The 18,383-nt window shown below is 72.8% G+C and carries 15 protein-coding genes; 6 read left to right on the forward strand and 9 right to left on the reverse strand.

What is annotated here, in order from left to right; all coding sequences use genetic code 11:
- Positions 1–73: 73 nt before the first annotated feature.
- The 3 genes from BLT67_RS01545 to BLT67_RS01555 all read left to right on the forward strand — a co-directional run bounded on the left by BLT67_RS01545 (position 74) and on the right by BLT67_RS01555 (position 3,207).
- Positions 74–988: an NAD(P)-dependent oxidoreductase gene (locus tag BLT67_RS01545; protein WP_092665257.1), complete on the forward strand. Its 915-nt coding sequence runs from the start codon at positions 74–76 to the stop codon at positions 986–988.
- On the forward strand, positions 988–2,091 hold the full coding sequence (locus BLT67_RS01550) for an alcohol dehydrogenase catalytic domain-containing protein (RefSeq protein ID WP_092665262.1): 1,104 nt from the start codon (positions 988–990) through the stop codon (positions 2,089–2,091). The genes BLT67_RS01545 and BLT67_RS01550 overlap by 1 nt, the downstream gene beginning before the upstream one ends.
- Before the next feature lie 195 nt (positions 2,092–2,286).
- Complete coding sequence (locus tag BLT67_RS01555) at positions 2,287–3,207, forward strand: DUF4352 domain-containing protein (protein ID WP_231945534.1); 921 nt, start codon at positions 2,287–2,289, stop codon at positions 3,205–3,207.
- A gap of 69 nt (positions 3,208–3,276) precedes the next feature.
- Here the strand turns inward: BLT67_RS01555 and BLT67_RS01560 are convergent, their stop codons facing one another.
- Positions 3,277–4,317: an alkaline phosphatase family protein gene (locus BLT67_RS01560; protein WP_231945535.1), complete on the reverse strand. Its 1,041-nt coding sequence runs from the start codon at positions 4,315–4,317 to the stop codon at positions 3,277–3,279.
- 53 nt (positions 4,318–4,370) lie between these two features.
- Here BLT67_RS01560 and BLT67_RS01565 point away from each other — a divergent pair, with 53 nt between their 5' ends.
- Entirely contained in the window at positions 4,371–6,821 is a 2,451-nt protein-coding gene (locus BLT67_RS01565) for a DNA gyrase/topoisomerase IV subunit A (protein ID WP_092665269.1), read from the forward strand.
- Between the two features lie 25 nt (positions 6,822–6,846).
- Here the strand turns inward: BLT67_RS01565 and BLT67_RS01570 are convergent, their stop codons facing one another.
- Complete coding sequence (locus tag BLT67_RS01570) at positions 6,847–7,872, reverse strand: polysaccharide deacetylase family protein (RefSeq protein WP_197674426.1); 1,026 nt, start codon at positions 7,870–7,872, stop codon at positions 6,847–6,849.
- Positions 7,873–7,932: 60 nt separating this feature from the next.
- The gene (locus BLT67_RS01575; protein ID WP_092665272.1) at positions 7,933–10,026 is read right to left on the reverse strand and encodes a DNA gyrase/topoisomerase IV subunit B; all 2,094 of its coding nucleotides are present in this window, start codon (positions 10,024–10,026) and stop codon (positions 7,933–7,935) included.
- A 195-nt stretch (positions 10,027–10,221) separates the two neighbouring features.
- Here BLT67_RS01575 and BLT67_RS01580 point away from each other — a divergent pair, with 195 nt between their 5' ends.
- Positions 10,222–10,443 carry a DUF7455 domain-containing protein gene (locus tag BLT67_RS01580; protein ID WP_231945537.1) on the forward strand — a complete coding sequence of 74 codons (222 nt, stop codon included), beginning with the start codon at positions 10,222–10,224 and terminating at the stop codon, positions 10,441–10,443.
- Between the two features lie 60 nt (positions 10,444–10,503).
- Here BLT67_RS01580 and BLT67_RS01585 read toward each other — a convergent pair whose 3' ends face one another.
- The 6 genes from BLT67_RS01585 to BLT67_RS01610 form a co-directional block, all read right to left on the reverse strand.
- Positions 10,504–11,292, reverse strand: coding sequence for an amino acid ABC transporter ATP-binding protein (locus BLT67_RS01585; protein WP_092665278.1), 789 nt, complete (start codon positions 11,290–11,292; stop codon positions 10,504–10,506).
- Positions 11,282–11,923 (reverse strand): amino acid ABC transporter permease, encoded by a 642-nt coding sequence (locus BLT67_RS01590; protein WP_172802033.1) that lies wholly within the window; start codon positions 11,921–11,923, stop codon positions 11,282–11,284. Before BLT67_RS01590 ends, BLT67_RS01585 begins: the two co-directional genes overlap by 11 nt.
- Positions 11,924–12,003: 80 nt before the next feature.
- Positions 12,004–12,828: an amino acid ABC transporter substrate-binding protein gene (locus tag BLT67_RS01595; protein ID WP_092665284.1), complete on the reverse strand. Its 825-nt coding sequence runs from the start codon at positions 12,826–12,828 to the stop codon at positions 12,004–12,006.
- Between the two features lie 134 nt (positions 12,829–12,962).
- Positions 12,963–14,390 (reverse strand): RNA polymerase sigma factor, encoded by a 1,428-nt coding sequence (locus BLT67_RS01600; protein ID WP_092665287.1) that lies wholly within the window; start codon positions 14,388–14,390, stop codon positions 12,963–12,965.
- A 183-nt stretch (positions 14,391–14,573) separates the two neighbouring features.
- Positions 14,574–15,902: an MFS transporter gene (locus tag BLT67_RS01605; protein WP_092665290.1), complete on the reverse strand. Its 1,329-nt coding sequence runs from the start codon at positions 15,900–15,902 to the stop codon at positions 14,574–14,576.
- Positions 15,899–16,819, reverse strand: a complete 921-nt coding sequence (locus BLT67_RS01610) for a PAC2 family protein (protein WP_092665293.1) — start codon at positions 16,817–16,819, stop codon at positions 15,899–15,901. The genes BLT67_RS01605 and BLT67_RS01610 overlap by 4 nt, the downstream gene beginning before the upstream one ends.
- Before the next feature lie 45 nt (positions 16,820–16,864).
- On the opposite strand from BLT67_RS01610, the gene BLT67_RS01615 reads away from it, so the two are divergent.
- Positions 16,865–18,319 (forward strand): leucyl aminopeptidase, encoded by a 1,455-nt coding sequence (locus tag BLT67_RS01615; protein WP_092665296.1) that lies wholly within the window; start codon positions 16,865–16,867, stop codon positions 18,317–18,319.
- The last annotated feature ends 64 nt before the right edge of the window (positions 18,320–18,383 follow it).

Here is an 18,383-nt window from a genome sequence, read left to right on the forward strand (position 1 = left end):
GCGAGGGCTTCCTCGCCGCCCGCTCCGCGTCGGAGGGGATAGCGTGGAACCCTCACCTCGGAAGGAATCGACGATGACGTCAATCGCCTGGATCGGACTCGGCAACATGGGCAGCCGGATGTCCTCCCACCTCGTCAGCGCCGGCCACGACGTGCGCGGCTACGACGTCGTCGACGCGCTGCGCGCGGCGGCCGCCGACCACGGCGTGCACGCCGTCGGCTCGATCGCGGAGGCGGTCGAGGGCGCGGAGGTCGTGATCCTCAGCCTGCCGAAGGGCGAGCACGTGCGGTCGGTGCTCGCCGACCCCGACGGCGTCTTCGACCACGCGGCCCCGGGAACCCTCATCCTCGACACCTCGACGGTCGACATCGAGACCTCGCGCTGGTCGCACGGCGAAGCGGGTTCGCGCGGCTTCCGGTTCGTCGACTCCCCCATCTCCGGCGGCACGCAGGGCGCCGAGGCGGGCACGCTCACCTTCATGCTCGGCGGCGACGAGGCCGATGTGGCCGACGCGCGCGAGGTCGTGCTGCCCATGGCCGGCAACGTGATGGTCGTGGGCGAGGCCACGCACGGGATCGCCGCGAAGCTCGTGAACAACATGATGCTGGGCATCTCGATCCTGGGCATGAGCGAGGGCGCGCAGCTCGCGCAGCAGCTCGGGCTCGACGCCAAGGCCTTCTTCGACGTCGCGCGCGTCTCCTCCGGCGACAGCTGGGCGCTGCGCACCTGGTACCCGGTGCCGGGCGTCGTGCCGGGCGCAGCGGCCAACCACAACTTCGATGCGTCGTTCTCGGCGATGCTGTGCCACAAGGACATCACGCTCGCCGTCGCGGGCGCCGAGGCGGCAGGCGTCCGCGTGCCTGCCGCGACGCTCATCCGCGATCAGCTGCAGCGCCTGCTCGACGACGGGCTCGGCGGCAAGGACTGCACGCTCGTCGTGCGAGAGACGTCGCCCGACGGCACGGTCGCGGGCTGGGACGGCCGCTGATGCGCATCCGGGGCGCCGTGCTGCGCGCGATCGGCGCCGAGCGACCCTTCGCGCAGTCGCGGCCGCTCGACCTGGTCGAGCTCGAGCTCGATCCGCCGGGCCCGGGCGAGCTGCTCGTGCGCATCGAGGCGGCGGGGCTCTGCCACAGCGACCTCTCGGTCGTCGACGGCGCGCGACCGCGACCCGTGCCGATGCTGCTCGGCCACGAGGCCGCCGGCATCGTCGAGGCGGTCGGCGACGGGGTCGACGATGTCGTCGCGGGGCAGCGCGTGGTGACGACCTTCCTGCCGCGCTGCGGCGAGTGCGCCGCGTGCGCGACCGACGGCCGGCTGCCCTGCGAGCGCGGCTCCGCCTCGAACGGCGCCGGCGAGCTGCTCGGCGGCGGCCGGCGCCTGCACGAGGGCGCGGCTGGGGTGCACCACCACCTCGGCGTCTCGGCCTTCGCGACCCACGCGGTCGTCGACCGTCGCTCGGTCGTGCCCGTCGGCGACGACGTCCCGCCGCAGGTCGCGGCGGTCCTCGGCTGCGCGATGCTCACGGGCGGTGGGGCGGTCATCAACGCCGGCCGGCCCGCCGAGGGCGACGACATCGTGATCGTCGGGCTCGGAGGGGTCGGCATGGCCGCACTCCTCGCCGCGGTCTCGCTCGGCGTGGGCCGCGTCATCGGGGTGGATGCGGTGCCGGCGAAGCTCGACCGGGCGCGGGAGCTCGGCGCGCACGTCGCGCTCTCCCCCGACGAGGCGATCGAGCAGGGCCTCCGCGCTCCCGTCGTGGTCGAGGCCGCCGGCCACCCGAAGGCGTTCGAGACCGCGCTCGCGCTCACGGCGCCCGGCGGGACGACCGTGACCGTCGGCCTGCCGCATCCGGACGCCCGCTCGTCGGTGTCGCCGCTCACGCTCACGGCCGAGGCGCGCACGGTGATCGGCTCGTACCTCGGCTCGGCGGTGCCGTCGCGCGACATCCCGCGCTACGAGCAGCTGTGGCGCGAGGGACGCCTGCCCGTCGAGGAGCTCGTCACGAGCGAGATCGCGCTCGACGACCTCAACGAGGCGCTCGACACCCTCGCCGACGGCCGGGCGATCCGCCAGGTCGTGCGGTTCTGAGCCCGGAGCTCACCGTCGCGGTGAGCGCGGAGGGCTCAGGGTCGAGGAGCGCGCCCGCGCAGCGGGCACGCGTCACGAGACCCGGCCGCCCCCGAGCCACGCCGCGTCGCCGCGTCGCTGCGCACCGGCGTGTCGTTCCTCAGGTTTCGGTGAAGTTCAGAGCCAGAGAGTTGCAGATCGCGCAGAATAGCGGTCATGTCCCAGCACCACCCCTCCACGCCGAATCCTGCTGCGCAGGATTCCTCCGTCCCGCCCGCCGCACCTGCGCCGGGCTACCAGCCTGCTCCGGCGCAGTACGGCCAGCAGCCCGCCTTCGGCCCGCCCGCGCCCGTCGAGACGAAGAAGTCGCGCAACGTCCTCGGCCTCGTCGCCATGATCGTCGCCATCGTGGGCTTCATCTTCGCCTGCATCCCGGGCGCGCTCATCGTCGGCTGGGTGCTGCTGCCCATCGGCTTCATCCTCGGCATCGTGTCGCTGTTCATGCGCGACAAGGCCAAGGGCATGGGCATCGCCGCCCTGATCATCTCGGTCGTCGGCACCATCGTCGGCGTCGTCGTGTTCTTCGCGGTCGCCGCCGCCGCCTTCAACGACGCCTTCGACGAGTCGACGTCCGTCGTCGAGCCGGCCGAGGTCGAGGGCGCGAGCGATGAGGGCGCCGCCCCCGCCGCCGACCAGGGAGATGCAGCGACCGGCGAGGAGGGTACGCGTGAGAACCCGCTCCCGATCGGCAGCACCATCAGCAGCGACGAGTGGACGGTGACCGTCGACTCCCACGACGCTGCCGCGGCCGAAACCGTCGCGGGCGCCATGGGTGGGGGCGTGAACGACCCGGCACCCGACGGCTCGCACTACGAGATCGTCACGTACACCGTCACCTACACGGGCGACGACTCCGGCTACGCCGCGATGGTCATGGTCGACCTCGTGACCGAGGGCGGCAACGTCATCGACGCCTTCGACAACCCCGTACTGCTCGACGACAGCATCGGCGCCGACGAGCTCTTCAGCGGCGCCTCGTCCACAGGCTCGGTCGCCTTCACCGTGCCGGACGGCGAGGCGGCCCTGATCCGGGTGCAGCCCGGCTTCATCGCCGACGAGATGTTCTTCCAGCCGTAAGCACTCACCTACCGCTCGAGGGGCGTCACGGCGCATGCGCTGTGACGCCCCTCGAGCGTTCGGGCGCCCTCAGGCGAAGGCGCCGAAGCGGCGCAGCGGCACGCGCAGCTCGTCGGGCGTGAGCGAGCCGTGCTGGCCGATCATGCCGCGGGCGGGGTCCGCCGCGTCGAGGTAGATCGCGCGTCGGCCGCGGCTCGCCACGAACACATCGCCCAGCCGCGGCGCGACGTCGGGGTGCACCTCGCCGAACCAGCCCGAGGCCGTGGCCTCGTCGCGCGTCGCGACCCACGCGGCGTCGCCGAGCCAGGCGCGCCACGCGCCGGCCACCGCATCCGCCGACCCGCCCGGGGCGAGGTGCAGCTGGAGGCAGCGCGGCTCGCCGGCGACGTGGGCGACGCCGTCGAGCAGCGCGGGCTCGACGATCAGGTGGCCGGATGCGTCGACGTCGACCATGCCGTGATCCGCGGTCGCGACGAGGCCCGTCCGGCGCGGCAGCCCCGCGACGAGGTCGCGCACCGCGCCGTCGAGCTGCTCGAGCGCGTCGACCCAGCGGTCGCTCTGCCAGCCGTCGTCGTGCCCGATGCGGTCGAGCTCCGGCACGTAGAGGTAGACGAGCACGCGCTCGCGAGCGGCGTCTCGGGCGAGCGCGAACCGCTCGGCGAGGGTGCGCGCACCGCGGTACTCGCCGCCGCGCAGCACGGCCTGGGTGAAGCCGCTCGCCGCGTGCTTCTGCTCGCCGATGACGATCGAGGGCGTCTGCTCGAGCAGCGTCGGCAGGCGCTGCCAGCGCAGCGGATCCATCGGACCGCCCCAGTCGCGCAGCTGGTTGCGCACGCCGTGGCCGGGCACGAGCGCGTCGTAGCCGACGATGCCGTGCTCACCGGCGAGCGCCCCCGTCATGAGGCTCGCCAGCGCCACCGCCGTCGTCGACGGGAAGCCGGCGTCGAGCGAGCCTCCCGGCGCGGTCGCGAGCGTGCGCGCGTGGCCGGCGCGCTGCCCGAGCTGCGCCGACCCGAGCCCGTCGACGAGCAGCACCACGGCGCCCTCCACAGGCGGGAGCGAGAGCGGGTTGCGCTCGCCGCGCATCGCGAGCGACGAACTGCGCAGCACGTCGGCAAGGCTCCGGGATCCGGGCGCCCTGGTCGGTAGCATTCCTTCAGCCTATGACTGCAACACCCGCCCCTCCCGCATCCGGCGATCTCGTCCCCAGCGAGCGCATCGACGACGTCGACGTCACGAGCGAGATGCAGGACTCGTTCCTCGAGTACGCCTACTCCGTCATCTACGCGCGCGCCCTGCCGGACGCCCGCGACGGGCTCAAGCCCGTGCAGCGACGCATCCTGTTCCAGATGTCCGAGATGGGGCTGCGCCCCGACAAGGGGCACGTGAAGAGCGCTCGCGTCGTCGGCGACGTCATGGGCAAGCTGCACCCCCACGGCGACACCGCCATCTACGACGCGCTCGTGCGCCTCGCGCAGCCGTTCGCGCTGCGCCTGCCGCTCGTCGACGGGCACGGCAACTTCGGCTCCCTCGACGACGGGCCCGCCGCGGCGCGCTACACGGAGGCGCGGCTCGCCGCCGCGGGCCTGTCGCTCACCGACGGGCTCGACGAGGACGTCGTCGACTTCGTGCCGAACTACGACAACTCGTACCAGCAGCCCGACGTGCTGCCGGCCTCCTACCCCAACCTGCTCGTCAACGGCGCGAGCGGCATCGCGGTCGGCATGGCGACCAACATGGCGCCGCACAACCTCGTCGAGGTCGTCCAGGCGGCAAAGCACCTGCTCGCGCACCCCGACGCGACGACCGCCGACCTCATGCGCCACGTGCCCGGCCCCGACCTGCCCGGCGGCGGCGTCATCGTCGGTCTCGACGGCATCCGCGACGCGTACGAGGGCGGCCGCGGCTCGTTCCGCACCCGCGCGCGCTCGTCGATCGAGCGCCACGGGCGCAAGACCCAGATCGTCGTCACCGAGCTGCCGTACCAGGTGGGCCCCGAGCGCGTGATCGAGAAGATCAAGGACGGCGTGCAGTCGAAGAAGCTGCAGGGCCTCAGCGACGTGCAGGACCTCACCGACCGCAAGCACGGCCTGCGGCTCGTGATCGGCATCAAGACGGGCTTCGACCCGGATGCGGTGCTGCAGCAGCTCTACCGCTACACGCCGCTCGAGGACGGCTTCTCGATCAACAACGTGGCGCTCGTCGAGGGCAAGCCCGAGACGCTCGGGCTCAAGGGGCTGCTGCGGGTCTACCTCGACCACCGCGTCTCGGTCGTACGCCGCCGCAGCGAGTACCGCCTCGCCCGCAAGCGCGAGCGCCTGCACCTCGTCGAGGGCCTGCTGATCGCGATCCTCGACATCGACGAGGTCATCCAGGTCATCCGCTCCTCCGACGACTCGGAGCAGGCGCGCGGACGGCTGCAGGAGATCTTCGACCTGTCCGAGGCGCAGGCCGAGTACATCCTCGAGCTGCGCCTGCGTCGGCTCACGCGCTTCAGCCGCATCGAGCTCGAGGCCGAGCGCGACGAGCTGCAGGCGCAGATCGCCGAGCTCGAGCGCATCCTCGGCAGCGAGAGCGCCCTGCACCGCGTGGTCGCCGACGAGCTCGACGAGGTCGCCGAGCGCTTCGGCACGCCCCGCCGCACGCTGCTGACGGAGGCGAACGGCCAGCAGACGACCGGCCGCGCCTCGGCGGCGAAGATCGCCGCGAGCCTGCAGATCGCGGATGCGCCGACGACGGTGCTGCTGTCGGCGACCGGCCGCGTCGTGCGCGTCGACGGCGACGAGCCGGTGCCGGTGCCCGCGCGCCGCAGCCGGCACGACGCGATCCGCTCGTCGGTCGCGACGACGACGCGCGGCACGTTCGGGCTCGTCACCTCGTCGGGCGCCGTGCTGCGCCTGACCCCCGCCGACCTGCCGAGCGTGCCCCCCGCATCCGTGGGCCTCACCGCGGGCATCAAGGTGAAGGAGCTCGGCGCGTTCGAGCGGGGCGAGGAGCACGTCGCGCTCATCGACCTCGCGAGCCGCGAGCCGTGGCTCGTGGCGACCGCGAACGGGACGGTCAAGCGCATCGTGCCCGCCGACCTGCGTGACCGCGACCGCGAGAGCGTCATCGCGCTCAAGGCCGGCGACCGGGTCGTGGGCATCGCCCCCGCGCCGGACCACGCGTGGATCGTGCTGATCACGAGCGACGCGCAGCTGCTGCGCTTCCCCGCCGCCGCGGTGAACCCGCAGGGCGCGGGCGCCGCGGGCATGAAGGGCATCGGCCTCAAGGCGGATGCGTCGGTGCGGTTCGCCGGCGCCGTCGACGAGGCCGCCGAGGTGGTCACCGTCACCGCCGCCGCCGAGACCCTCGCCGGGCTCGACGAGCCGCGCGTCAAAGTGTCGGCGATCACCGAGTTCCCGCCGAAGGGTCGCGGCACCGGCGGCGTGCAGGCGCACCGGCTGCTCAAGGGAGAGATCGGGCTCGCGATCGCGTGGGCCGGCCCCTCCCCGATCGCCGTGGGCGCCGACGGCTCGCAGCGGCAGCTGCCGCCGGGCGGCGCGCCGCGCGCGGGCTCGGGCGTCGCGATCGACGGCACGATCGGCGCGATCGGCGCGCGGCTGGGCGCGTGACGCGCGCCGCACGCAGCCGTCCCGCTCAGCGCACGACGCCGTCGAGGTCCATGAAGCTGTAGCCGGCCGCCCGCAGCCGCTCGATGATCGACGGCAGCGCGTCCGCGTCGAACGTCGTCCCGTCGTCGGGGTTCGCGCCCACGTGCATGAGCGCGATCATGCCCGGCTGGGCGGCGCCCACCACTCGGTCGGCGACCGCCGCGGCGGAGCCGCCCTGGCTCGTGCCGCGCCAGCCGAGCGAGTCGACGCTCCAGCGGAAGGGCACGTAGCCCAGATCGTTCACGACGCCGATGTCGTACGGCGTGCGCGCGCCGAACGGGAAGCGGAACAGCGGCTTCGCGGGGCGCCCGGTCGCTGCCGATATCGCCGCCTCCGCGCGGGCCAGATCGGCGGCGATCTGCGCGTCGGTGAGGTCGGGCAGCGACCGGTGCGTGTCGCTGTGGTTGCCGACCGGATGGCCGGCCGCCGCGATCGCCGCCACCTGCTGTGGGTGGGCGCGGGCGAAGGCGCCGGTGACGAAGAACGTCGCAGCGACGCCCTCGCGCTCGAGGGTGCGGAGGATGGGAGCCAGCCCCGCGTCGGAAGCTCCGGCATCGAACGTGAGCGCGACGACGCGCCGGTCGGTGAGGATGCGCTCGACGTCGCGGCCGCGCCACGCGGCGGGGACGACCGCGGCGGGCGGCGCGGTCGCGGAGGGCGTCGGGCGCGCTGGCGGGCTCGGCGCCGGCGGCCTGGGCGCGGTCGGCCTGGGCGCCGGCGGCGGGGAGGTCGGCTGGGGGTCGACGCCGGGCGACGGCTGCGGCGGCGACGGCACGACGGGTCCGGTGGCGGTCGGGCGAGGCGGGGTGGGCCTCAGCGGCGTCGGCTCGGGCGCGGAGGTCGCGCTCGGGCCGGCGCTCGGTGCTGCAGCACTCGGCGCTGCAGCACTCGGTCCTGGCGCGGTGGGGCTCGCGCTCGAGCCCGGCTCGACCGGCGCCTCGGGGACGCAGCCCATCACGGTGAGGGCCAGCACCGCCGACACCACGATCGCCACCGCCCGCCTGCCGAGCATGGCGCCAGTGTGCGCCTCCGCGCTCGCCGGCGGTAGTCCCCGTCTCGCTGCGGGCTCGGGTCAGGCGTCGATGCGGTCGCGGTCGGGCTGCGACGAGACGATGAGGTCGCGGCGCGGTGCGACGTCGTTGCCCATGAGCAGCTCGAAGACCTCGGTCGCGCGCTCGGCGTCGCCGATCGTCACGCGACGCAGCGTGCGCTTCGTGCGGTCCATCGTGGTCTCGGCGAGCTGGTCGGCGTCCATCTCGCCGAGTCCCTTGTAGCGCTGCGGCGGCTCGTGCCACGACTTGCCCGCCTTCTTGAGCCGCGCGAGCGTGCGGTGGAGCTCCGCATCCGAGTACGTGTAGACCGCTTCGTCGGGCTTGCCGCGGTGCTTCACGAGCACGCGGTGCAGGGGCGGCACGGCGGCGTAGACGCGGCCCTCCTCGATGAGGGGACGCATGTAGCGATGGATGAGCGTCAGCAGCAGGGTGCGGATGTGAGCGCCGTCGACGTCGGCGTCCGAGAGCATGATGACCTTGCCGTAGCGGGCGGCGCTCAGGTCGAACGTGCGGCCGGAGCCGGCGCCGATCGACTGGATGATCGCCGCGCACTCGGCGTTGCCGAGCATGTCGCCGATCGACGCCTTCTGCACGTTGAGGATCTTGCCGCGGATGGGCAGGATCGCCTGGAACTCGCTGTCGCGCGCAGGCTTCGCCGTGCCGAGCGCGCTGTCGCCCTCGACGATGAAGAGCTCGGTCTGCTCGACGTCGTTCGAGCGGCAGTCGACGAGCTTGACCGGGAGGGACGAGGATTCGAGGGCGCTCTTCCGGCGCGCGGTCTCCTTGAGCGAGCGCGCGGAGATGCGCGCCTTCATCTCGCTCACGACCTTCTCGAGCAGCTGCGAGGCCTGCGCCTTCTCGTCGCGCTTTGACGAGGTGAGGATGGCGCCGAGCTCGCGCGCGACGACCTGCGCGACGATCTGCCGGACGGCGGGCGTGCCGAGCACCTCCTTCGTCTGCCCCTCGAACTGCGGCTCGGGCAGGCGCACGGTCACGACGGCGGTGAGCCCGGCAAGGGCGTCGTCCTTCTCCACCTTGTCGGTGCCGGCCTTGAGCTTCCGCGCGTTCGCGGCGACCTGGTCGCGGATGAGCTTGAGCAGCGACTGCTCGAAGCCGGCGAGGTGCGAGCCGCCCTTGGGGGTCGCGATGATGTTGACGAACGTCTGCACGACGGTGTCGTACCCGGTGCCCCAGCGCAGCGCGATGTCGACCTCGCACGTGCGGTCGACCTCGCGGGTGACCATGTGGCCGGTCTCCTCGTCGAGCACCGGGATCGTCTCCTGGAACTCGCCCTCGCCGGTGAGCCGCCACGTCGCCGTGAGCGCGGGGTCGGGCGCGAGGTACTCGGCGAACTCGCTGATGCCGCCGTCGTACTTGAAGTCGTGCACGACGCGCTCGTCGCCGCGGTCGTCGATGATCTCGATCCCGAGGCCCGGCACGAGGAAGGCGGTCTGGCGGGCGCGGCGCGCGAGCTCGTCGGCGAGGAACTCCGCGCCCTTCGTGAACACCTGCGGGTCGGCCCAGTAGCGCACGCGCGTGCCCGTGACGCCCTTCTTGACCTTGCCGACCTTCCGCAGCCTCGACGCATCCGTGAAGGGCAGGAAGGTCGCAGCCGGCGAGGGCTCGCCCTCGTCGAGGAACTCGCCGGGCTCGCCGCGGTGGAACGACATCGCCCAGGTCGCGCCGTCGCGGTCGACCTCGACGTCGAGGCGCTCGGAGAGGGCGTTGACGACGGATGCGCCGACGCCGTGGAGGCCGCCGGAGGACTGGTACGCGCCGCCGCCGAACTTGCCGCCCGCGTGCAGCTTCGTGAAGATCACCTCGACGCCCGTGAGGCCCGTGCGCGGCTCGACGTCGATCGGCAGGCCGCGCGCGCGGTCGGCGACCTCGACCGAGCCGTCGGCGTGCAGCGTGACGGTGATCTGCTCGCCGTGCCCGCCGAGCGCCTCGTCGACCGCGTTGTCGATGATCTCCCACAGGCAGTGCATGAGCCCGCGCGAATCGGTCGAGCCGATGTACATGCCTGGGCGCTTGCGCACCGCCTCGAGGCCCTCGAGCACCGTCAGGTGCCGTGCCGAGTAGTCGGATGCCGCGGCTGCCAACCGATCCCCCATTCCGTGCGTGACGCGCCCGGGATGCGCGATCCCGCATCGAGCGCATCTGCCAGCCTACGGCCGCGCGCCGCCCCGTCCCGTCAGGGCGCGCGGCTCGCCGCCGGGTTGCGCCGCTGGCGAACCGGGCCCCCAGGAGCGCCGTTCCCGGCCTCGCGCGTGCGACGATGGTCGGAACGCATGAAGAAGGAGGGCACCGTGAACGACACTCAGACCACGACGCTCGAGGCCGACGAGGCGAACGCGCCGCTCAGCGCGCTCGACCGCTGCGACAGCTGTGGCGCGCAGGCCTACGTGCGCGCCACCATGGAGAGCGGCACGCTGCTCTTCTGCGCCCACCACGCGGCCAAGCACCGCGACGCCCTCCAGCCGCTCGCGACCGTCTGGCACGACGAGACGGCCAAGCTCGCCGAGCGCTGACCCACGACGATCGACAGCGGCCCGCCCCATCGAGGGGCGGGCCGCTTCCGTCTGCGGGCGTCAGGCGCCGAACGGCCCCCGCATCCGCTGCAGGAAGCGCTGCGTGCGCTCGTGCTGCGGCGCGTCGAACAGCTGCGCGGGGGTGCCGCGCTCGACGACGACGCCGTCGGCGAAGAACGAGACCTGATCGGCCACCTCGCGCGCGAAGCCCAGCTCGTGCGTCACGACCGCCATCGTCCAGCCCTCGCGCGCGAGCTCGGTCATGACGGCGAGCACCTCGCCGACGAGCTCGGGGTCGAGCGACGACGTCGGCTCGTCGAACAGCAGCATCGACGGCTGCAGCGCGAGCGCGCGCACGATCCCGACGCGCTGCTGCTGGCCGCCCGAGAGCGACGACGGGAACGCATCCGCCTTCTCGCGAAGGCCGACGCGCTCGAGCAGCGCGAGCGCATCCGCCATGACCTCGTCGCGGGGGCGGCGCTGCACGCGCAGCGGGCCGATCGTGACGTTGCCGAGCACGCTCAGGTGGGGGAAGAGCTGGTGCTGCTGGAAGACCATCGCGGATGCGCGGTGCAGCGCCGCGCGCTCGGCGCGCGTGCGGGGGCGGGCGAGGTCGAGCTCGAGGTCGCCGATGCGGAGCGTGCCAGCCTCGGGCGACTCGAGCCCGTTGAGCGAGCGCAGCACCGTCGTCTTGCCGGAGCCGGACGGCCCGATGAGCGCGTGCACGCTGCCCGCCGCGATCTCGAGGTCGACGCCGCGCAGCACGTGGTTGTCGCCGAACGACTTGTGCAGCCCGCGCGCCTCGACGAAGGGCGTACCGGCGGGCGCGCCTGGGAGATCAGACGGCATAGCGATCGAGCCTCCGCTCGAGGGCGTCCTGGCCGAGGGCCAGCACGACGCAGATGACCCAGTAGACGGCGGCTGCGACGAGGTAGATGGTGAGGAACTCGCCCGTCGGCGACGCGATGCGCTGGGCGATGCGGAACAGCTCGGTGACGAGGATCACCGAGGTGAGCGAGGTGTCCTTCACGAGCGAGATGAACGTGTTCGACAGCGGCGGCACCGACACGCGCGCCGCTTGCGGCAGCACGATGCGCACGAGGGTCTGCCAGCGCGACATGCCGATCATCGCGCCCGCCTCCCACTGTCCTTTGGGGATCGAGAGGATGGCGGCGCGGACGATCTCGGCCGCGTAGCCGCCGACGTTGAGCGAGAGCGCGATGATGGCGCTCGGCCACGGATCGAGCGTGACGCCGAGCTGCGGCATGCCGTAGAAGATCACGAACAGCTGCACGAGCATCGGCGTGCCGCGGATGATCGAGATGTAGACGCGAGCGATCCCCGAGAGGATCGGGTTGCCCGAGAGCCGCATGAGCGCCACGAGGAGCGCGAGCGCGAGCCCGAGCGAGAACGACGCGAGCGTGAGCGGGATGCTGCCGGTGATCGCGCCGAGCGCGATCGGCCCGACCGAGTCGAGCATGAGCTGCCAGTCCACGGCGCGAGCCTACGCGACGGCGGCCCGGGCTCTCGCCCGGGCCGCGCGGTCGTGGTGGGCCGGGATCACGGCTGCGAGACGTCCTCGCCGAAGTAGGACTCCGAGATCTCGGCGAGCGTGCCGTCGGCGCGGAGCGCCTCGAGCGCCTCGTCGACCGCGGCGACGAGCGACTCGCTGCCGGCGCGGAACGCGACGCCCATCTCGCTCACGTCGTCCGACTCGGCCGCGATGACGAGGCCGGTCTCGCCGCCCTGCGCCTGCTCGTAGTCGAGGAAGGTGAGGCGGTCGTTGACGGTGGCGTCGACGCGGCCCTGCCGCAGGAGCTCGGCGGCCTGGGCGAAGCCCTCGACCTCCTCGACCTGCGCGCCGGCGTCGCGCGCGATGTCGGCGAAGTTGCTCGTGAGCGACTGCGCGCTCGTGCGGCCCTCAAGATCCTCGAAGCCGGCGATGTCGCTGCCCTCGGGGACGATGAGCACGCCGGGCGAGTAGGTGTAGGGCTCGCTGAACTCGTAGCGCTCGAGGCGCTCGGGCGTGATGCCGACCTGGTTGGCGATGACGTCGATGCGGCCGGAGTCGAGCGCGGCGAAGATCGCGTCCCACTGGGTCTCGACGAACTCGACCTCGACGCCCAGCTCGTCCGCGACGGCGGTGATGACCTCGACGTCGTAGCCGGTGAGCTCGCCGGCGCCGCCCTCGTGGAACGAGAACGGCGAGTAGGTGCCCTCGGTGCCCACGACGAGCACGCCGGCCTCCTGCACCTGCTCGAGCGTGAGGCCGCCCGACTCCGCGTCGCTCGGGGCGGGCGAGCCGGCGCTCGAGCAGCCGACGAGGGCGACGGATGCGGCGGCGATGCCGGCGACGAGGGTCAAGCGGGCGCGGGCGTGGGTCATGAGCTCTCCTTCAGAGGGGTAACACTGCATCTTAGAACAGCGCGAGGCCGCCCCGGCATTCCGGGACGGCCTCGTGACGTCGGATGACATCGGTCACCCGCTCGGATCACTCCATGCGGATCACTGCGCGCGGATCACTCGAGGTAGTCGCGCAGCTGCTGCGATCGCGACGGGTGGCGCAGCTTCGCCATCGTCTTCGACTCGATCTGGCGGATGCGCTCGCGCGTGACGCCGAACGTGTCGCCGATCTGGTCGAGGGTCTTCGGCATGCCGTCGCCGAGGCCGAAGCGCATGCGGATGACGCCCGCCTCGCGCTCCGAGAGCGAGTCGAGCAGCGACTCGAGCTGGCGCTGCAGCATCGTGAAGCCCACCGCGTCGGCCGGCACGACCGCCTCGGTGTCCTCGATGAGGTCGCCGAACTCGCTGTCGCCGTCCTCGCCGAGCGGCGTGTGCAGCGAGATGGGCTCACGGCCGTACTTCTGCACCTCGATGACCTTCTCGGGGGTCATGTCGAGCTCGCGGGCGAGCTCCTCGGGGCTCGGCTCGCGACCGAGGTCCTGCAGCATCTGCCGCTGCACGCGGGCGAGCTTGTTGATGACCTCGACCATGTGCACCGGGATGCGGATGGTGCGGGCCTGGTCGGCCATGGCGCGCGTGATCGCCTGGCGGATCCACCACGTCGCGTAGGTCGAGAACTTGAAGCCCTTGGTGTAGTCGAACTTCTCGACCGCGCGGATGAGGCCCAGGTTGCCCTCCTGGATGAGGTCCAGGAACTGCATGCCGCGGCCGGTGTAGCGCTTCGCGAGCGACACCACCAGGCGCAGGTTCGCGCCCAGCAGGTGGCTCTTGGCGCGCTGCCCGTCGCGGGCGATGCGGGTGAGGTCGCGCTTGAGCTGCCAGTCGAGGTCGTCGCCCTCGAGCGAGAGCTTCTCCTCGGCGAACAGGCCCGCCTCGATGCGCATCGCGAGGTCGACCTCCTGCTCGGCGTTGAGCAGCGCCACCTTGCCGATCTGCTTGAGGTAGTCCTTGACCGGGTCGGCGGTCGCGCCGGTGATCTGCGTCGGAGCCGGCTCGTCGTCGTCGCCGGAGAGGCGCAGCGCGCCCGTGGGCAGCTTCTCGACGTGGACCTTCTCCTCCTCCTCCTCGGTCTCGACCTCCTCGGTCGTCTCCTCGGTCTCGGGCTCGAGCACGTCGGTCGCGGCCTTGCGGCGCGTCGCGGGCTTCTTGGCGGCGGGCTTCGCCGTCGCCTTCGCGGCGGTGGTCTTCGCCGTCGTCGACTTCGCGGCGGCGGTCTTCGCCGTCGCGGTCTTCGCCGTCGTCGACTTCGCGGCGGTCGTCCTCGCGGCGGTCGTCTTCGCCGTCGTCGACTTCGCGGTCGTCGTCTTGGCCGCAGCCGTCTTCGCGGCGGTGGTCTTGGCCGCGGTGGTCTTGGCCGGCGCCTTCGCCGCCGTGACCTTCGCGGCGGTCGACTTCGCGGCCGACGTCCGCTTCGCGGGCGCCTTGGCGGGCTGCTCGGCGTCGCTCGCAGCGGCCGCGGTCTTCGGCGTGTCCTTGGCTGGCATGCGTCCTCCGGTGGGTCTCGGGCGCCCAGTGCAGCGAGCCGAGGGGCTCAGTGCGGTCAGACTGAGGGCAGTCGAATGACCCATGTCAAGTCCGGCGGCGGGCACCGGTCTCGACTGGGTCGGTCTTGACAGTATAGCGCCGGATGTGGCATAGGCATTCCCAGCCTGCCGGATCCAGCCCGCTCAGCCTCGGCGGCCCCGCATCCACGCGGCGAGCGCGGCCCAGATCGGGCCGACCTCGATGCCCTCCTCGCGCAGCCTCGACCGCGTGATGCGGCGCATCCGCACGACCATCGCGAAGCCGAGCCCGAGCACGAGCAGCTGCACCGCGAACGCGATGCGGAAGCCCTCCCAGTCGTACAGCCCGACGTCCTCGCCGCCCGCGACGCGCACCGAGTGCACGACGTCGAGCACGATGCCGATGATGGGCATGATCGCGAACGAGGCGATGAAGCCGCCCATGTTGACGATGCCGTTCGCCGAGCCGAGCAGCCGGAGCGGGTTGAACGTGCGGGCGAAGTCGAAGCCCACGGTCGAGCCGGGGCCGGCGACGCCGAGCGCCATGACGAGCACCACGACGAGCCAGGTGGGCGGATGCCCGGGCCAGACGAGCACGACCGTCCAGACGAGCGCCACGAGGCCGACGATGCAGAGCACGAGCGTCGATCGGCGCAGCGGGAACCGCGCGGTCGCGACGCCGAGGATGGGGCCGGCGACCATGCCGGTGAACACGACGATCGACATGAAGCCGGCCGCCTCGCCGCTCGAGAAGCCGAGTCCGTCGACGAGCATCGGGTAGCCCCACAGCAGCAGGAACACGTTCGTGGTGCTCAGCAGCGAGAAGTGCGTCCAGAACCCGAGCCGCGTACCCGGCTGGCGGAAGGCCGTCAGCAGCCGCGGCCACCAGCCCTCCGGCAGGTCGATCGAGCCCGTCGTCGGCGCGCCGCCGGGCGGCGCGTCGTACACGAGCAGCAGCACGAGCACGAGCGCGACGGCGCCCACGATCGCGAGGGTGCCGAACGACAGCGTCCAGCCGACCTGGCTCAGCAGCCACACGAACGGCACGGTCGAGAGCAGCTGGCCGAGCTGCCCGCTCACGGCCGTCCACTGCGACATCTGGGCGACGATCGGCCCGGTGAACCATCCCGACTGCAGCCGGATGACCGAGATGAACGTCGCAGCGTCGCCGATGCCGAGCAGCACGCGCCCGGCGACGGCGAGCGGCAGCTCCTCGGCGAGCGCGACCATCACCTGGCCGCCGGTCATGACGAGGGCGCCGCCCGCGATGAGCACGCGGGGGCCGAAGCGGTCGAGCAGCACGCCCACGGGCACCTGCATGATCGCGTAGACGCCGATCTGCACGGCGCCGAGCGTCGACAGCAGCGTCGCCTGCACCTCGAAGCGCTCGGCGGCGGCGGGCCCGGCGACCCCGAGGGAGGAGCGGTGCAGGACGGCGGCGATGTAGGCGAAGGCGCCGACGCCCCAGACGAGCCAGGAGCGGGCGCTGTTCATCCCAGCGGGTCCGAGCCCGGGCGGCGCCGCTGCTGCAGGTAGCGCTCGAGCTCCTCCGCGATCTCGTCGGCGCTCGGCAGCGTCCCGTCCTCGTCGGTGAGGGGCGAGCGCACCGACGACTGCGCCATGAACGCGTCGTAGCGGGCCTCGAGGGTGTGCACGATGCGCTGCAGCTCCTCGTTCGTCTCCATCTGCTGGGCGACGAGCTGCTGGAACTCGCGGTCGGCCTGCCGCAGCTCCTCGGTGCGGAACGCGAGCGACGTGGCGCTCGTCACTCCCTCGAGCGCCGCGAGCGCCGGCCCGGCGGATCCGGACTCGCCGACGTAGTGCGGCACGAGCACGGTGAACGTCGACACGGGCGCGGTCGTCTGCAGGCGGTGCTCGATGCGGTGGATGACCGACGCCGGCACCGACGAGACGGGCCGCCAGGCGGAGTACTGCTCGATGAGCTCGGCGCGGTTGCCGGACACCGTCGAGACGAGGGGCCGCGTGTGCGGCACGGGCATGCCGATCGACGTGATGATCGTGGTGCTCGCGATGCCGAGGCGCTCGTGCAGGCCGAGCAGCGCATCCGTGAACCGCTCCCACATCCAGTCGGGCTCGGGCCCCGTGAGCAGCAGGAAGGGGGCGCCGGCGTCGTCCTCGACCTGCAGGAGCGTGAGCGAGTGCGGCAGGTACTCCTCGATGTGGTCCTCGTTGAAGAGCATGCGGGGGCGGCGCGAGCGGTGGTCGATGAGCAGGTCGGTGTCGAACTCGACGATCCCGCGGTAGGGCAGGGTGTCGAGGATCGCGGCGGCGGCCGCCTCGGCGGCGGAGCCCGCGTCGACGAAGCCGTGGAGCGCGATCACGAGGTCGAGGCCGCGGGGCACGGTCTCGAGATCCTCGAGGGGCAGCGTCAGCTCGTGGGGTTCGAACACGCTCCCAGCCTACTGAGCCGGGAGTCGCCGGTATCCTCGTGACCCATGCCCTTCCCAGCACTCTCCATCATCGCCACGCCCGAGGACGCGACCGCCGAGCTGATCGTGCACGGCGTGCACGCCGGCGAGACCCCCTCGGCCGCGGGCTTCGACCCCGAGCTGCTCGCCGACCTCGGCATCACCGGCAAGCGCGAGCAGGTGACGCGCGCGGTCGTCGACGGCCGCAAGGTCGCCTTCGTCGGCCTCGGCGACTCGGCGAGCGCCGACCGGCTGCGCGAGGCGGCCGGCGCCGCGGTCCGGGCGCTGCGCGACGTGCCGTCGCTCGCGCTCGCGCTCCCGGCGGCCTCCGCCCAGGACGTGCAGGCCGTGCTCGAGGGCGCGGCCCTCGGCGCGTACCGCTACGACGCGAAGCGCAAGCGCGACGAGGACGCCCCGCGGGTGTGCGAGATCGCGGTCGTCGCCGGCGACGCCGAGGTCTCCGCGTACGCCGTGCAGAGCGCCGGCGTCGCCGCGCAGGCCGTGTGGACGACGCGCGACCTCGCGAACACGCCCCCCAACCTCCTGAGCCCCGTCGACTTCGCCGACCGCGTCGTCGCCAGCGCCGCGGACGCCGGGCTCAGCGTCGTCGTGCGCGACGAGGAGCGACTGCGCCGCGAGGGGTTCGGCGGCATCATCGGCGTCGGCCAGGGCTCGAGCCGTCCGCCGCGCCTCGTGACGGTCGAGCACGCGCCCGAGAACGCCACCCGCCACGTCGTGCTGGTCGGCAAGGGCATCACGTTCGACTCGGGCGGCCTCTCGCTCAAGCCCGCCGCCTCGATGCAGCACATGAAGTACGACATGACGGGGGCCGCGACGGTCTACGCCGTCACGGTCGCCGCGGCCGCCCTGCAGCTGCCGATCCGCATCACGGCGCACCTGTGCCTCGCCGAGAACCTCGTCTCCTCGACCGCGACGCGCCCGGACGACGTCATCACCATGCGCGGCGGCACGACGGTCGAGGTGACGAACACCGACGCCGAGGGCCGGCTCGTCATGGCCGACGGCCTCGTGCTCGCGAGCGAGGCGCAGCCCGACGCGATCATCGACGTCGCGACCCTCACGGGCGCCCAGGTCATCGCGCTCGGCAACCGGGTGAGCGGTGTGATGGGCAACGACGAGGCCATCGTGGATGCGGTGCTGCAGGCATCGCGCGAGGTCGGCGAGCAGGTGTGGCCGATGCCGATCCCCGAGGAGATGCGGCCCATGCTCGACTCGGAGGTCGCCGACCTCGCGAACGCGAAGGTCGGGAACCGCGCCGGCGGCATGCTGCTCGCCGCCGCGTTCCTCAACGAGTTCATCGGCGAGCGCGACGGCTCCCCCATCCCGTGGGCGCACATCGACATCGCCGGGCCGTCGACCAACACCGGCACGCCGTTCGGCTACACGCCCACCGGCGCGACCGGCGTCGTCGTGCGCGGGCTGCTGCGCACGCTGTCGAAGATGTCGCGCTCGGCGGAGTGACCCAGGTGCCGCCCAGGCGACCGTCTAGGCTGGGGTGGGCAGGAACTGCCGTGCACAGCCGCGC

It is taken from the genome of Agrococcus carbonis (assembly GCF_900104705.1).
In the GTDB taxonomy this organism is placed as follows: Bacteria; Actinomycetota; Actinomycetes; order Actinomycetales; family Microbacteriaceae; genus Agrococcus; species Agrococcus carbonis.

What these genes read in the sequence shown, in the direction of transcription:
- BLT67_RS01545 (WP_092665257.1), top strand. Translation starts at nt 74, where the DNA reads ATGACGTCAATCGCCTGGATCGGACTCGGCAACATGGGCAGCCGGATG.
- BLT67_RS01550 (WP_092665262.1), top strand. Translation starts at nt 988, where the DNA reads ATGCGCATCCGGGGCGCCGTGCTGCGCGCGATCGGCGCCGAGCGACCC.
- BLT67_RS01555 (WP_231945534.1), top strand. Translation starts at nt 2,287, where the DNA reads ATGTCCCAGCACCACCCCTCCACGCCGAATCCTGCTGCGCAGGATTCC.
- BLT67_RS01565 (WP_092665269.1), top strand. Translation starts at nt 4,371, where the DNA reads ATGACTGCAACACCCGCCCCTCCCGCATCCGGCGATCTCGTCCCCAGC.
- BLT67_RS01570 (WP_197674426.1), bottom strand. Translation starts at nt 7,872, where the DNA reads ATGCTCGGCAGGCGGGCGGTGGCGATCGTGGTGTCGGCGGTGCTGGCC.
- BLT67_RS01575 (WP_092665272.1), bottom strand. Translation starts at nt 10,026, where the DNA reads ATGGGGGATCGGTTGGCAGCCGCGGCATCCGACTACTCGGCACGGCAC.
- BLT67_RS01585 (WP_092665278.1), bottom strand. Translation starts at nt 11,292, where the DNA reads ATGCCGTCTGATCTCCCAGGCGCGCCCGCCGGTACGCCCTTCGTCGAG.
- BLT67_RS01590 (WP_172802033.1), bottom strand. Translation starts at nt 11,923, where the DNA reads ATGCTCGACTCGGTCGGGCCGATCGCGCTCGGCGCGATCACCGGCAGC.
- BLT67_RS01595 (WP_092665284.1), bottom strand. Translation starts at nt 12,828, where the DNA reads ATGACCCACGCCCGCGCCCGCTTGACCCTCGTCGCCGGCATCGCCGCC.
- BLT67_RS01600 (WP_092665287.1), bottom strand. Translation starts at nt 14,390, where the DNA reads ATGCCAGCCAAGGACACGCCGAAGACCGCGGCCGCTGCGAGCGACGCC.
- BLT67_RS01605 (WP_092665290.1), bottom strand. Translation starts at nt 15,902, where the DNA reads ATGAACAGCGCCCGCTCCTGGCTCGTCTGGGGCGTCGGCGCCTTCGCC.
- BLT67_RS01615 (WP_092665296.1), top strand. Translation starts at nt 16,865, where the DNA reads ATGCCCTTCCCAGCACTCTCCATCATCGCCACGCCCGAGGACGCGACC.